The 13,999-nt window shown below is 71.7% G+C and carries 13 protein-coding genes and 1 riboswitch; of the genes, 10 read left to right on the top strand and 3 right to left on the bottom strand.

Going from position 1 to position 13,999, the window contains the following annotated elements:
- The 5 genes from ACWDRW_RS39535 to ACWDRW_RS39515 all read left to right on the top strand — a co-directional run.
- A partial coding sequence (locus ACWDRW_RS39535) for a flavodoxin-dependent (E)-4-hydroxy-3-methylbut-2-enyl-diphosphate synthase (RefSeq protein ID WP_451733199.1) occupies positions 1 to 467 on the top strand: 467 nt, incomplete at its 5' end.
- Between the two features lie 27 nt (positions 468 to 494).
- Entirely contained in the window at positions 495 to 2,390 is a 1,896-nt protein-coding gene (dxs, locus tag ACWDRW_RS39530) for a 1-deoxy-D-xylulose-5-phosphate synthase (RefSeq protein ID WP_451733196.1), read from the top strand.
- Positions 2,387 to 3,772 carry an aspartate aminotransferase family protein gene (locus ACWDRW_RS39525; RefSeq protein ID WP_451733193.1) on the top strand — a complete coding sequence of 462 codons (1,386 nt, stop codon included), beginning with the start codon at positions 2,387 to 2,389 and terminating at the stop codon, positions 3,770 to 3,772. The genes dxs and ACWDRW_RS39525 overlap by 4 nt, the downstream gene beginning before the upstream one ends.
- A gap of 65 nt (positions 3,773 to 3,837) precedes the next feature.
- The gene (locus tag ACWDRW_RS39520; protein WP_451733190.1) at positions 3,838 to 4,458 is read left to right on the top strand and encodes a helix-turn-helix domain-containing protein; all 621 of its coding nucleotides are present in this window, start codon (positions 3,838 to 3,840) and stop codon (positions 4,456 to 4,458) included.
- Positions 4,455 to 4,577, top strand: a complete 123-nt coding sequence (locus ACWDRW_RS39515; protein ID WP_093717978.1) for a DUF6126 family protein — start codon at positions 4,455 to 4,457, stop codon at positions 4,575 to 4,577. The genes ACWDRW_RS39520 and ACWDRW_RS39515 overlap by 4 nt, the downstream gene beginning before the upstream one ends.
- A 9-nt stretch (positions 4,578 to 4,586) precedes the next feature.
- On the opposite strand, the gene ACWDRW_RS39510 is transcribed toward ACWDRW_RS39515, so the two are convergent.
- Positions 4,587 to 5,372 (bottom strand): tyrosine-protein phosphatase, encoded by a 786-nt coding sequence (locus ACWDRW_RS39510; RefSeq protein ID WP_451733186.1) that lies wholly within the window; start codon positions 5,370 to 5,372, stop codon positions 4,587 to 4,589.
- Positions 5,373 to 5,861: 489 nt separating this feature from the next.
- Positions 5,862 to 6,021, top strand: a riboswitch (cyclic di-AMP (ydaO/yuaA leader).
- 4 nt (positions 6,022 to 6,025) lie between these two features.
- Between ACWDRW_RS39510 and ACWDRW_RS39505 the strand changes: the two genes are divergently transcribed.
- From ACWDRW_RS39505 to ACWDRW_RS39495, 3 genes are all read left to right on the top strand, one after another.
- A complete protein-coding gene (locus ACWDRW_RS39505) occupies positions 6,026 to 6,994 on the top strand; it encodes a peptidoglycan DD-metalloendopeptidase family protein (protein ID WP_451733185.1) in 969 nt (322 codons plus the stop codon).
- 264 nt (positions 6,995 to 7,258) lie between these two features.
- On the top strand, positions 7,259 to 8,044 hold the full coding sequence (locus ACWDRW_RS39500; protein ID WP_451733202.1) for an SGNH/GDSL hydrolase family protein: 786 nt from the start codon (positions 7,259 to 7,261) through the stop codon (positions 8,042 to 8,044).
- A 279-nt stretch (positions 8,045 to 8,323) separates the two neighbouring features.
- Positions 8,324 to 9,091: an SIMPL domain-containing protein gene (locus ACWDRW_RS39495; RefSeq protein WP_451733182.1), complete on the top strand. Its 768-nt coding sequence runs from the start codon at positions 8,324 to 8,326 to the stop codon at positions 9,089 to 9,091.
- Between the two features lie 10 nt (positions 9,092 to 9,101).
- On the opposite strand, the gene ACWDRW_RS39490 is transcribed toward ACWDRW_RS39495, so the two are convergent.
- Positions 9,102 to 9,701 (bottom strand): TetR/AcrR family transcriptional regulator, encoded by a 600-nt coding sequence (locus tag ACWDRW_RS39490; RefSeq protein ID WP_451733180.1) that lies wholly within the window; start codon positions 9,699 to 9,701, stop codon positions 9,102 to 9,104.
- A 75-nt stretch (positions 9,702 to 9,776) separates the two neighbouring features.
- A complete protein-coding gene (locus ACWDRW_RS39485) occupies positions 9,777 to 10,955 on the bottom strand; it encodes a Glu/Leu/Phe/Val dehydrogenase dimerization domain-containing protein (protein WP_451733178.1) in 1,179 nt (392 codons plus the stop codon).
- A 150-nt stretch (positions 10,956 to 11,105) separates the two neighbouring features.
- On the opposite strand from ACWDRW_RS39485, the gene ACWDRW_RS39480 reads away from it, so the two are divergent.
- Together ACWDRW_RS39480 and ACWDRW_RS39475 are read left to right on the top strand one after the other, a co-directional pair.
- Positions 11,106 to 12,362: an MBL fold metallo-hydrolase gene (locus ACWDRW_RS39480; RefSeq protein WP_451733175.1), complete on the top strand. Its 1,257-nt coding sequence runs from the start codon at positions 11,106 to 11,108 to the stop codon at positions 12,360 to 12,362.
- 398 nt (positions 12,363 to 12,760) lie between these two features.
- Positions 12,761 to 13,999, top strand: a 1,239-nt coding sequence (locus ACWDRW_RS39475) for a sensor histidine kinase (protein ID WP_451733172.1), incomplete at its 3' end; no start/stop codon positions are given.

Here is a 13,999-nt window from a genome sequence, read left to right as displayed (position 1 = left end):
GCGCGGTGGCGTTCGGCGCGCTGCTCTCCCAGGGCATCGGCGACACGATCCGGGTCTCCCTGTCGGCGCCGCCGGCCGAGGAGGTCAAGGTCGGCATCCAGATCCTGGAGTCCCTGGGGCTCAGGCAACGGCGTCTGGAGATCGTCTCGTGCCCCTCCTGCGGGCGCGCCCAGGTCGACGTCTACAAGCTGGCCGACGAGGTCACCGCGGGCCTGGAGGGCATGGAGGTGCCGCTGCGGGTGGCGGTCATGGGGTGTGTGGTCAACGGTCCCGGCGAGGCCCGGGAGGCGGATCTGGGGGTCGCCTCCGGCAACGGCAAGGGGCAGATCTTCGTGAAGGGCGAGGTCATCAAGACCGTCCCCGAGTCGAAGATCGTGGAGACCCTCATCGAGGAGGCGATGAAGATCGCCGAACAGATGGAGCAGGACGGCGTCGAGTCGGGGGAGCCGGCCGTCACCGTGAGTTGAGCAGCACGGACCGAAGGGGGCCCGATCGTGACGATGCTGGAGAACATCCGGGGACCACGCGACCTGAAGGCGCTGTCCGAGGCGGAACTCGGGGAACTGTCCGACGAGATCAGGGAGTTCCTGGTGCACGCGGTCGCCAGGACCGGCGGGCATCTCGGGCCCAACCTGGGGGTGGTGGAACTCTCCGTCGCGCTCCACCGGGTCTTCGAGTCGCCGGTCGACCGGATCGTCTGGGACACCGGCCATCAGAGCTATGTCCACAAGCTTTTGACGGGGCGCCAGGACTTTTCCAAGCTGCGCGGCAAGGGCGGCCTGTCCGGCTATCCCTCGCGTGAGGAGTCCGAGCACGACATCGTCGAGAACAGCCACGCCTCCACCGCGCTGGGCTGGGCCGACGGGCTCGCCAAGGCCCGCCAGGTGCTGGGCGAGAAGGGGCATGTCGTCGCGGTCGTCGGGGACGGCGCGCTGACCGGCGGCATGGCCTGGGAGGCGCTGAACAACATCGCGGCCGCCAAGGACCGGCCGCTGATCATCGTCGTCAACGACAACGAGCGCTCGTACGCCCCGACCATCGGCGGGCTCGCCAACCACCTCGCCACCCTGCGCACCACCGACAGCTACGAGCAGGTCCTGGCCTGGGGCAAGGACGTCCTGCTGCGCACCCCGGTCGTCGGGCACACCGTCTACGAGGCCCTGCACGGCGCCAAGAAGGGCTTCAAGGACGCCTTCGCCCCGCAGGGCCTCTTCGAGGACCTCGGCCTGAAGTACGTCGGCCCCATCGACGGCCACGACATCGGCGCCGTGGAGTCCGCGCTGCGCCGCGCGAAACGCTTCCACGGGCCCGTCCTCGTCCACTGCCTCACCGAGAAGGGCCGCGGCTACGAACCCGCCCTCGCCCACGAGGAGGACCACTTCCACACCGTCGGCGTCATGGACCCGCTCACCTGCGAGCCGCTCACGCCCTCCGGCGGGCCCTCCTGGACCTCGGTGTTCGGTGACGAGATCGTGCGGATCGGCGAGGAGCGGGAGGACGTCGTGGCGATCACGGCGGCCATGCTGCACCCGGTGGGGCTCGGCAAGTTCGCCGAGCGGTTCCCGGACCGGGTCTGGGACGTCGGCATCGCCGAGCAGCACGCGGCCGTGTCCGCCGCCGGCCTCGCCACCGGCGGTGTCCATCCCGTCGTCGCCGTCTACGCCACCTTCCTCAACCGCGCCTTCGACCAACTGCTGATGGACGTCGCCCTGCACCGCTGCGGGGTGACGTTCGTCCTGGACCGGGCCGGGGTCACCGGAGTCGACGGCGCCTCCCACAACGGCATGTGGGACATGTCGATCCTCCAGGTCGTCCCCGGTCTCCGGATCGCCGCCCCGCGCGACGCCGACCAGCTCCGGGCACAGCTGCGCGAGGCGGTCGCCGTTGACGACGCGCCCACGCTGGTGCGGTTCCCGAAGGAGTGCGTCGGCCCGTCGGTCCCGGCGGTCGACCGGATCGGCGGCCTCGACGTGCTGCACCGCTCCACGGGAGAGCCGGACGTCCTGCTGGTCGCCGTCGGCGTGATGGCCCCCGTCTGCCTCCAGGCCGCCGAGCTGCTGGCGGCTCGCGGCATCAACTGCACGGTGATCGACCCCCGTTGGGTCAAGCCCGTCGATCCGGCGCTGCCCGGCCTCGCCGCCGGGCACCGCCTCGTCGCCGTCGTCGAGGACAACAGCCGCGCCGCCGGAGTGGGCGCCGCCGTGGCGCTCGCCCTGGGCGACGCCGACGTCGACGTGCCCGTACGGCGGTTCGGCATCCCTGAGCAGTTCCTCGCCCACGCCAAACGCGGCGAGGTGCTGGCGGACATCGGCCTCACGCCCGTCGAGGTCGCCGGACGGATCAGCGCGAGCCTGGCCGTCCAGGAGCAAGCCAAGGAGACAGCGGAATGACCACGGAGTTCGACCTCGGCGCACTGCTGGCCGAGCGCGGCGCCGAGCGCTACGAGCTGCACGGCAAGTACCTGAACCACCAGCTCCCGCGCATGCTGCACACCATCGGCTTCGACAAGGTCTACGAGCGGGCCGAGGGCGCCTACTTCTGGGACGCGGACGGCGCCGACTACCTGGACATGCTCGCCGGGTTCGGGGTGATGGGCCTCGGCCGCCATCACCCCGTCGTCCGGCAGGCGCTGCACGACGTGCTGGACGCCCAGCTCGCCGACCTCACCCGCTTCGACTGCCAGCCCCTGCCCGGGCTGCTGGCCGAGCGGCTGCTCGCGCACAGCCCGCACCTGGACCGGGCCTTCTTCTCCAACAGCGGCACCGAGGCGGTCGAGACCGCGCTGAAGTTCGCCCGGCGGGCGACCGGAAAGCCGCGGATCCTCTACTGCGACCACGCCTTCCACGGGCTGACCACCGGCTCCCTGTCGGTCAACGGCGAGGACGGCTTCCGGGACGGCTTCGCCCCGCTGCTGCCCGACACCGCCGTCCCGCTGGGCGATCTCGACGCCCTGGCACGGGAGTTGAAGAAGGGCGACGTCGCCGCCCTGATCGTCGAGCCGATCCAGGGCAAGGGCGTGCACGAGTCCCCGCCCGGCTATCTGCGGGCCGCCCAGGAACTGCTCCACCGCCACAAGGCGCTGCTCATCGCCGACGAGGTGCAGACCGGGCTCGGCCGCACCGGGGACTTCTGGGCCTACCAGCACGAGGACGGCGTGGAGCCGGACCTTGTGTGCGCGGCCAAGGCGCTCTCCGGCGGCTATGTGCCGGTCGGCGCCACCCTCGGCAAGGACTGGATCTTCAAGAAGGTCTACTCCTCCATGGACCGGGTGCTCGTGCACTCGGCGAGCTTCGGGTCCAACGCACAGGCCATGGCGGCGGGGCTCGCCGTGCTCGCCGTCATGGAGAACGAGCAGATCGTCGCGGGCGCCCGCGCCACGGGCGAGCTGCTGAGGTCGCGGCTCGCGGCACTGGTCGAGAAGTACGAGCTGCTCGCCGACGTACGCGGCCGGGGCCTGATGATCGGCATCGAGTTCGGCCGGCCTTCCTCGCTGCGGCTGCGCGGCCGGTGGACCATGCTCCAGACGGCCCGCAAGGGACTGTTCGCGCAGATGGTCGTCGTTCCGCTGCTCCAGCGGCACCGGATCCTCACCCAGGTCTCGGGCGATCATCTGGAGGTGATCAAGCTGATCCCGCCGCTGATCGTCGGCGAACGGGAGGTGGAGCGGTTCGTGGACGCCTTCACCGAGGTGATGGACGACGCGCACAGCGGTGGCGGGCTGATGTGGGACTTCGGCAAGACGCTGGTGAAGCAGGCCGTCGCGAACAGGTGACCTCGGCCTTTGCCTCTGGGGCAAGTAATTTGCCGTAGAGGCAAATCTGCGGCTGAATGGAGAGCATGAGCTCTCCCGAGACCGGGCCGGCCGACGACCTGCCCGAGGTGGCGCCGCAGCTGCGTGCACTGCGGCGCCAGGCCTCCCTCACCCTGGAGGCCGCGGCCCGTGCCGCCGGGCTCTCGCCCGCCCATCTCTCCCGACTGGAGACCGGGCAGCGACAGCCCTCACTGCCGATGCTGCTCTCGCTCGCCCGTATCTACGGTACGACCGTCTCGGAGCTGCTCGGCGAGACGGTCGCCGACCGGGACGCCGTGGTGCGCGCCGCCGACATGGAACCGACCGAGGCCGGCGGCTGGACGTACCGGCAGGCCGGGGCGCCCGGTCGCGGAATGCAGGCGCTGCGGCTGCACGTCCCCTTCGGCTCCCAGGGCGACATCGTGCGGGTGCACCCGGGCGAGGAGTGGCTCTACGTCCTCAGCGGGCGGCTGCGGCTGCGCCTCGGGGACACCACGCACCGGCTCGCACCGGGCGACAGTGCCCACTTCGACTCGCTGACCCCGCACCGGATCGCCGCCCTGGACGAAGGCGGGGTCGAGCTCCTGTTCGTCCACACCCTGCTGCAGAGCCCCACGGCCACGTTGTGCCTGGGGCCCACCCCCTCACCGACCGGAGAGACGCCATGACCGACATGGAGGAGAAGTTCCCGCGCGCCCTGTGGGTCCGCCTGATCATCTACATCGCGGTGGGGCACGTCTTCGCCGCGTTCATCTACCTGCTCTTCGAGCTGGGGGCGAAGCAGTAGTCGTACGGCTCAGTCGAGCAGGCGCTCCCGGAGGCGCTCCCGGACCTCGGGGGTGATCCGCAGCGCCTGCTCCAGGTAGCTGTCGACGTCGCCCCAGGTCTCCTTGATGGTCTCGAAGGCCGCCGTCAGGTACTCGGCGCGCGCGTCGAAGAGCGGGCTGAGCAGCTCCATGACCTCGGGGGTGTGGCTGTTGTTGCGCTGCACCCGGTAGCGGCGGTGCTTGGCGTTCGACTCCAGGTAGTCGGCGATGATCGCCTCGCGCTCGACGCCCAGTGCCAGCAGGGTCACCGCGATCGACAGACCGGCCCGGTCCTTGCCCGCCGCGCAGTGCATCAGGGCCGGGACGCTGTCCTCGGCGAGGGAGTGCAGCACCTGGGAGTGCTCGGCCGTGCGCTCCTTGATGATCATGCGGTACGACTCGATCATCCGGTTCGCGGCCTTGCCGTCGTCCAGGATCTCCCGCAGCTGCTCGATCTCGCCGTCGCGGACCATCTTCCAGAACTCGGCGCCGTCCGCCGGGTCGGACAGCGGCAGGTTCACATTGCGCACCCCCGCCAGCTCGACGTCGGGGCCCTCCAGCTTCTGGTCCGCGGTGTTGCGGAAGTCGAAGATCGTGTGCAGGCCGAGGGAGCCGAGGAACGCCGCGTCCTCGTCGGTCGCGTGCGCGAGATGACCGCTGCGGAACAGCACGCCGTGGCGCACCCGGCGGCCGTCCACCGTCGGCAGTCCGCCGACATCGCGGAAGTTGCGCACTCCGGCCAGCTCGGGCTCGGTCGACGGGACCTGCTGCGTCACTTGGGCTCCTCCCACCGGATGCCGCCGACTCTGCTCGTCCGCGGGCACGGTCCGACGATACGACATGGACCATGGCCGACCATTGAATACGGCAAAACGGGCGAACAGCGCTGAAACCCTGCCCATTCATCGCCGATTTGTCTAACAGTCGTGATGCGTCACTTCTCCGGCTGCGCCGCTTCTGGTCCTTCTGTCCGAATTGCAGCCTTCATTCCAACTCGCTCTGGAGTAAAGGACTCTGGAGCAACGTCACGTGAGCAGGGTCATATCCGTGACGGTGCGTCGCCCGTCATGTCCACGTAATTCAAGCGTTTTTCAAGGGCATTTGCGGGAAACGGGCACCTCCTAATGAACGGAAAGTGACGGCGAATTCCCACAAGGGATCAAGAGGGATGGGTTCGGGTGGAACCTTCTGCTTGTCCCTTTGCGTCTTGGTCGCTTACGTTCCCACCCATCCGAGCGGACGCCGAATCCTGCCGCCGCTCGGAATCCGCACACTCACCCGTGCACGGCAGGAGCGGGGGACCCACAGGCACCACCGCCTGGTCCGGTCTCCGGAACAGGCTCGGGGTCAAGTCGTGCCCAGCGCGCGGCCGGACATCTCCAGTCCGCACCCGACAGCTCACCTCGCAGGCGCCGGAGAGGAATTCGCCATGCCCGCGAAGGGTAAGCACCGCCGTCCCAAGACCCTGCGCTTCACCCGCACGATCGCCGTCGCCGGAACCGGTGGCGCCGCGCTCGCCCTCCCGCTTCTGGGAGCCACCGGCGCCCACGCGGCCCCGTCGCAGTCCGTTTCGGAAAAGGCCGTTCAGTCGGTTCAGGCGGCAGACAAGAAGGCTGCGGACAAGAAGGCGGCCGAGAAGAAGGCCGCCGCGAAGAAGACGACCGGTGCGAAGACGTACACGGTGCGGTCCGGGGACTATCTCTCGAAGATCGCCGACGAGCAGGATGTCAGCGGTGGCTGGGAGAAGCTCTACCAGGACAACCGTGCCGCCGTCGGTGCCGACCCGTCGCTGATCCACCCGGGTCTGAAGCTGTCGATCGGCAAGAAGGCCGCCTCGACGGCCACCGCCGAGAAGCCGGCCGCGAAGTCCTCCACCCCGTCCTCGGCCACGTCCTCCTCGGACTCCGCCAAGTCGTCGCAGTCCGCGGAGGCCTCGCAGTCCTCCGAGGCCCAGGCGACCACGACCACGCAGGCCGCCCAGTCCTCGGCCAGCGGCTTCACCGCTCCGGTCTCCGGCGCCGGTGTCGGCACCGCCTACAAGGTCGCGGGCAGCATGTGGTCCAGCGGTTACCACACCGGTGTCGACTTCGTCGTCCCGACCGGCACCTCGCTGAAGGCCGTGGGCGCGGGCACCGTCGTCTCGGCCGGCTGGGCCGGCGCGTACGGCAACCAGGTCGTCATCCAGCTCGCCGATGGCCACTACGCCCAGTACGCCCACCTGTCCTCGCTGTCCGTCTCCAGCGGTCAGTCGGTGACGGCGGGCCAGCAGGTCGGCCTCTCCGGCTCGACCGGCAACTCGACCGGACCGCACCTGCACTTCGAGATCCGCACCACGCCGGACTACGGCTCGGACGTCGACCCGGTCGCCTACCTCCGCGCCCAGGGCGTCTCCCTCTGACGGACGCTCCACTCGGAACCACCTGCCTGACACGCCGCCGAAGGCCGGACCCCCGATCCCCGGGTCCGGCCTTCGGTGTGGTGTGCCGGGCAGGGTGGTCGAGGCCCCAACAGCCGTGATCCGGTGTCTATTCCGGAGTTGGCGAAGGCTTGAAGAGTGGCTTATCTCACCGTCCGTCAACCCCTGCCTACGGTCGCGTAGGTCACATTCGAAGGTGAATCATGACCCGATGTGGCAGACGATTCGCAGAGTGACAAAAGAGCGGTGATCGGGTCGTACGTGGCGGTGGGGGACAGCTTCACCGAGGGCGTCGGCGACCCTGGCCCCGACGGGGCGTTCGTCGGCTGGGCCGACCGGTTCGCGGTGCTGCTCGCGGACCGCCGGCCCGAGGGCGACTTCAGCTACACGAACCTGGCGGTGCGCGGCAAACTGCTGGACCAGATCGTGGCGGACCAGCTCCCGCGGGCCATGGAACTCGCCCCGGACCTGGTCTCGTTCTGCGCAGGCGGCAACGACATCATCCGGCCCGGCACCGACCCCGACGAGGTCGCCGAGCGTTTCGAGCGGGCTATCGCCCGGCTCACCGAAGCGGTCGGCACGGTCATGGTGACCACCGGCTTCGACACCCGTGGCGTGCCCGTGCTGAAGCATCTGCGCGGCAAGATCGCGACGTACAACCTGCATGTGCGGGCCATCGCCGACCGGTACGGCTGCCCGGTGCTCGACCTGTGGTCCCTGAAGACCGTGCAGGACCGGCGCGCCTGGGACGGCGACCGGCTGCACCTCTCGCCGGAGGGGCACACGCGCGTGGCGCTGCGCGCGGGCCAGGTGCTCGGCCTCGAGGTGCCGGCCGACCCGGACCAGCCGTGGCCCCCGCTGCCGCCCCGCGGCACCCTGGAGGTCCGGCGCGACGATGTGCAGTGGGCGCGCGAGTACCTGGTGCCGTGGATCGGACGCCGCCTGCGCGGGGAGTCCTCGGGCGACCATGTGACGGCCAAGGGCGCCCTGTCGCCGGGCGACATCAGGATGCGGATCGAGGCGGCGGTCTGAGCACGGCACCTGCGCGCGGGGGCTCGGCCAGGGCGTGGGTCGGGGTGGTGCTCCGAGGGTGGCTCCAGGCGCGCCGGGGGTCGATCACTACGCGGATCGTGACGCCTGCGCGCGGGGGCTCGGCCAGGGCGTGGGACGAGGTGGCGCTCTGAGCGCCGGCCTCGGCGCGCCGGGGGCTCGACCAGTGAGGTGACGGCGGGGGAGTGGTGCACGCGCGCGTGCGGGCCCCGGTGCTGGGATGGGCGCGAAGCGCCCCGACGTCCGGAAGGCCGGCCCCGCATGTCCGCACCGCTGCCCCGCACCACCGCCACCCTCGCCGTCGCCCTGCTCGCCCTCGGCCTGCCGTTCCTCGCCGCCGCACCGGCGACCGCCCTGACCACCACCACTGCGGCCTTCGCCGCCCCGGTCGTGCGCGGCGCGCCGGACCTGGCGACCGTCACCGTGACCGGTGTCGGGTCCGCGACCGCCGCGCCCGATCTGGCGACCGTCAGCGTCGGGGTGGAAGCCGTCGGCAAGACCTCCCAGGCCGCGCTGGAGGCCCAGAGCAAGGCCGCCAAGTCGCTGCTGAACGCGGCGCGGGAGCGGGGCGTGGGCGATCAGGACGTCCGTACCGAAGGGCTGACCCTGATGCCCGTGTACGACCACCAGGAGGGCAAGTCCACCCTGACCGGCTATCAGGCCACGCAGATGTTCTCGCTCAAGATCCGCAAGGTCGAACGGACCGGCGAGGTCCTTCAGGCCGTCACGGATGCCACGGGCGACGCCGGCCGGATCCACGGGGTCGTCTTCGACGTGGCCGACCGCACCGAACTGCGGGCACGCGCGCGTGGCGCCGCGCACACGGACGCGCACGCGAAGGCGCTCCAGTACGCCGAGCTGAGCGGGCGGCGGCTCGGCCGACTGGTCTCCCTCACCGAGAGCGCGTCGGGCGGCCCCTCCCCGGTACCGCTGCCGGCGGACGTCGTCGCGGGCGGGGCGGGAGTGCCGGTCGCGCCGGGGGAGATCCAGGACGAGGTCCGGGTCACGGCGGTGTACGAGCTGGACTGACCGGGCCGGCTCACCGCGCCGCCGCGGTCAACGCCTCCCGCTCCACGCCCAGTTCGCGGGCGAGCGCCTCGTCGGCCCACTCCTGTGCCCGCGCGCGGGAGAGCGCGCCCTGGTAGGACGTCAGCTGGACGGCGAGCCCGTCCAGCAGGGCCGTCAGACGCAGCGCGGCGCCCGGCGGGTCGGGGCAGTGGAACTCGCCCGCGGTCACCCCTTCGGCGATGACCTCGGCGAGAGCGGCCTTCCACTCCTTGTCCAGAGCCTGGGTGACCTCGCGCAGCGCCGGTTCGCGCAGCGCCGCCGCCCACCCCTCGATCCACAGCCGCCAGCCCTTGGCCTGGCCGGTGGGAGCGTACCAGCGCACGGCCGCGCGCAGGCGGCGCAGCGCGGTCGTACGGCGGCCGAGGAGCTTGCGCAGATGGGCGAGGTCGTCCTCGGCGGCGTACGCGAAGGCGGCGGCGACCAGCTTCTCCTTGGTGGAGAAGTGGTAGAGCACCAGGGCGTTGCTCACGCCGAGCGCCGAGGCCACGTCGGCGATCCTGACCGCCGCCACGCCCCGCGCCTCGATCTGCTCGATGGCGGCCCGCAGCAACTCCTCACGCCGCTCCGCCACGCTCAACCGCACCCTCGCCACGCGGCTCACCCTAACGCCTGGGACCCGAGCGCTCCCGGCGGGTGGCGGGTGCTCTCACCGATACCTGCCGTACCGCTCCACGATCACCGGCAGCAGGTCCGCGGCGAGGGCGTGGGCCGCCGCGCGCGGGGTCGTTGCGGTGCTCTCCGCGCGGGTCAGCACGCGGTCGGTCAGGGCGCGCATCGCGCGGCGGGTGCGGGCGAAGGCCTCGGTCGCGTCCGGGCCGACGTCGCCGAAGAGCGTCCACCACCACCAGGCGTTCGTCCCGGAGTTGACCACGACGTCCGGCAGTACGGTGACGCCCCGAGCGGCCAGCAGGACCTCGGCCTCCGGCAGGACCGGCATGTTGGCCGCCTCCACGATCCAGCGGGCGGTGATCCGCCCCTGGTTGAGCGTGTCGACGGCGTACGACACGGCCGCGGGCACCAGCACCTCCGCCTCCGTCGACAGCCACGCCTCGCCCGGCAGCTCCCGGTCGTCGGGGCGCAGCGCGGCGCGGTCCACGACGCCGTAGGAGTCCCGTGCCGCGAGCAGGGCCTCGACGTCCAGGCCCGCCGGGTTGGCGACGGTGCCCTTGAGGTCGGCGACGGCGACCACCGTCAGCCCCGCGCGCGTGAGGAAGCGGGCCGTGGCCCCGCCCATGGTGCCGAGCCCCTGGACGGCCACGCGCGTGCCCGCGTACGGCATCCCGGCCCGGTCCAGGGCCGTGAGCACGGACTCCGCGACCCCGCAGCCGCCGACCAGCTCGTCCAGGCCGATGCCGTCGACCTCCACGGCGAAGGCGTCCGCCAGCCGTCGCCGGGCGCCGGTCTCGTCGTCGAGCAGGGGGTACACGGCCTGGATCGACGACCGCAGCCCCGCCTCGGCTGCCGCCCGGTCCACGAGGTCCTGGCCGACCCCGAGGTCCTCGCCCGTGGTCCAGCAGGTCTCGACGTACGGCCGTACCGCCCGCAGATAGCGCACGAGGAGGTCGTACGCGCCCGGATCCCGCGGATCGCAGTCGATGCCGCCCTTGGCGCCGCCGAGCGGGATGTAGCGGCCGGCCGGGTCGTAGTGGAGCGCTTCTTTCATGGACATGCCCCGGGCGAGGCCGGTGACCTCGTCCAGGGTGCAGCCCTCGCGCATCCGCAGCCCGCCGCTGCACACCCCGCGCACCAGCCCGTCGATCACGAGAAATCCCTGGCGGCCGGTGACGTGGTCGGTCCACACGAGGGACAGGAGAGGGGCTGTCATGGGACTCCTTACTGAATTACCAGTCAGTATCGTGAGGGGGTCTCCGCACTGTCAATCGGCCCACGGATCTTCGGGTGAGCGGCCGACGAGGGTCGTTGTCACAGGCGGCGACCATAATGGGATGCCTCGACGACTCCACCTGGAGGTACCGTGACCGGTTTCCGTTCCCTGAGCTCCGTGCTCCGCGCGCTGGAGCCGGCGGCCTTCGGCGCGGAGCCGGCCGGCGAGCGCCTGGAGCGCATCCGCAGATCGCCCCACTTCAAGGACGGGGTGTTCCAGAACCCCGGGGGAGTGGCGCGGACCCGGCCCTCCGGTTCGATGCTGGAGTTCGCGAAGGTCTTCTTCGCCAAGGACGAACGGCCGCGCAGATCCCCGCGCGGCATCGTGCCCGTGCACGCCACCACGCTCGCCGACCTCGCGCACCCGCCCGCGACCGGACTGCGGATCACCTGGATGGGCCACTCCAGCGTGCTCGCGGAGATCGACGGGCACCGGGTGCTCTTCGACCCGGTGTGGGGCGAGCGCTGCTCCCCGTTCTCCTTCGCCGGGCCCAAGCGGCTGCACCCGGTGCCGCTGCCGCTGGCCGCGCTCGGCCCGGTCGACGTCGTCGTGATCTCGCACGACCACTACGACCACCTGGACCTGCCCTCGATCAAGGCGCTGGCCGGCACCGACACGGTGTTCGCCGTACCGCTCGGCGTCGGGGCCCACCTGGAGCGCTGGGGCGTCCCGGCCGACCGGCTGCGCGAGCTGGACTGGCACGAGTCGACCAAGGTCGGCGGGCTGACCCTGACCGCCACCCCGGCCCGGCACTTCTGCGGGCGCGGTCTGCGCAACACCCAGCACACCCTGTGGGCCTCCTGGTCCGTCGCCGGCTCCGAGCACCGGATCTACCACAGCGGGGACACCGGCTACTTCGAGGGCTTCAAGGACATCGGCGCCGAGCACGGCCCGTTCGACGTCACGATGATCCAGCTCGGCGCCTACAGCGACTTCTGGCCGGACATCCACATGACGCCCGAGGAGGCCATGCGCGCCCACCTCGACCTCCAGGGCGGGCAGGCGCACGGCGTGCTGCTGCCCATCCACTGGGCCACCTTCAACCTCGCCACGCACGCGTGGGCCGAGCCCGGCGAGTGGACCAGGGACGCCGCCGACGAGGCCGGCCAGGCGGCCGCCTTCCCCCGGCCCGGCGAGCCCTTCGAGCCCGCCGGACTGCTGCCCGTGCAGCCGTGGTGGCGAGCCGTCTCCGTGCCCCTCACCTCCCCGTGGCGCCGCCCGGATTCCGTGCTGGCTGCCGCGGCCGAGAAGGCCGGGCAGGCCGCGGCGACGGGCAAGGCCGCCGAGCCCGGAGGGGACGAGGGGCCGCAGGCCCGGACCGACCTGGACCTCGCGGGCGACCGCTGAGGCGGGCCGCCCTCGACACGGTGGGTGACGGTCGGGCCAAACCCCTCGGGAGGGTGAAGGCGGCCTCGGCGGGTTGACGGCGGTCCGAGAAAAAGTGAACGGCGAGGGCCGGGAAGCGTGCGACTTCCCGGCCCTCGCCGTTCGTCTTTGACGGCTTCCGACCAGGTGTGATCGGCATCTTGTAGTTCGGGGGCGAGATGCGACTGCCGCTGTCGATCTCCTCTGTGAAGCCTCATACCAGAGCCGCACTCCGCGCGTGCGAGTTTGTCAACTGCCCACCGCACATGATGCCTTGCCGACTACTGTCAGTGCCCGTCGGACGACGCAGGGCCGTCTTCTTCCGCTCTCCCGACCGACAACGCGATGGCGCACGCCCGACGGACAGTACGAGGACCCCGATGTCTCACCTCCGCGCACCGGCCGCACGCGCAGACCGCCGTGAAGGCGGGCGGCACGGTCGGCCGGTCGCCCGCCCCACGCCCGCCCTGCCCGAGACGCACATACGGCCGCAACTGCTGCGGCTCGCCGTGCTCCCGCCGGTCGCGGTCGCCCTCGCCGCCTGCGCGGCCGTGCTGTTCACCGTCCGCACCACCGGCGCCCGGCCGAGCCTCACCCTGTGGGGCATGCTCGCCGGCGCCGTCGCGGTCGCCCTCGCCGGCATCGTGATCGCCGCCGTGGCCGCCGAGCGCACCGCCCGGTCCCTGAGCGAGCGCATCGGCGCCCTGCGCCGCAGCAGCGCCCGCGGCGAGGCCGACCTGCGGGCCCTCGTCGAATCCCTGCGCCGGGGCGAGACCCCGACCCGGCGCAAGCCGCGCAGCCGCCCGCCCGAGGACGCCGACGACCTCGAACTGCTCGCCGCCGACCTCGCCCGCGCCCACGACGGGGCCGTCACCGCCGTCGTCCAGGCCGCGCAGCTCTCCAGCCAGGCCGGCAGCGAACAGAAGCTGGAGGTCTTCGTCAACCTCGCGCGCCGGCTGCAGTCGCTCGTGCACCGCGAGATCTCGATCCTCGACGAGCTGGAGAACGAGATCGAGGACCCCGACCTGCTCAAAGGCCTGTTCCACGTGGACCACCTCGCCACCCGGATCCGCCGCCACGCCGAGAACCTCGCCGTCCTCGGCGGCGCCGTCTCCCGTCGGCAGTGGAGCAACCCGGTCTCCATGACCGAGGTGCTCCGCTCGGCCATCGCCGAGGTCGAGCAGTACTCCCGGGTCAAGCTCGTGCCGCCCATCGACGGCACCCTGCGCGGCCACGCCGTCGCCGACGTCATCCACCTGCTCGCCGAACTCGTCGAGAACGCCACCGTGTTCTCCGCCCCGCACACCCAGGTGCTGCTGCGCGCCAACCTCGTCACCTCGGGGCTCGCCGTCGAGGTCGAGGACCGCGGACTCGGCATGCCCGTCGGCGAACAGGAACGGATGAACGCGCTGCTCGCCGACCCCGACCAGGTCAACGTCGCCAGCCTGCTGGCGGACGGTCGCATCGGCCTGTTCGTCGTCTCCCAGCTGGCCCGTCGGCACGGCATCAACGTCCGCCTCCAGACCAACATCTACGGCGGCGTCCAGGCCGTGCTCGTCGTCCCGCAGGCTCTGCTGGGCGCCGAGCCGGGCAGCCCCGCCGCGGCGGGCGGCGCCGCC

Source organism: Streptomyces sp. NPDC003635, from assembly GCF_053587635.1.
This window is presented reverse-complemented; position numbering and strand designations above follow the sequence as displayed.

Excerpts from the sequence above, each read along its gene's own strand:
- ACWDRW_RS39485 (WP_451733178.1), bottom strand. The coding sequence starts at position 10,955 with ATGACAGCCCCTCTCCTGTCCCTCGTGTGGACCGACCACGTCACCGGC.
- ACWDRW_RS39505 (WP_451733185.1), top strand. The coding sequence starts at position 6,026 with ATGCCCGCGAAGGGTAAGCACCGCCGTCCCAAGACCCTGCGCTTCACC.
- ACWDRW_RS39525 (WP_451733193.1), top strand. The coding sequence starts at position 2,387 with ATGACCACGGAGTTCGACCTCGGCGCACTGCTGGCCGAGCGCGGCGCC.
- ACWDRW_RS39520 (WP_451733190.1), top strand. The coding sequence starts at position 3,838 with ATGAGCTCTCCCGAGACCGGGCCGGCCGACGACCTGCCCGAGGTGGCG.
- ACWDRW_RS39515 (WP_093717978.1), top strand. The coding sequence starts at position 4,455 with ATGACCGACATGGAGGAGAAGTTCCCGCGCGCCCTGTGGGTCCGCCTG.
- ACWDRW_RS39495 (WP_451733182.1), top strand. The coding sequence starts at position 8,324 with ATGTCCGCACCGCTGCCCCGCACCACCGCCACCCTCGCCGTCGCCCTG.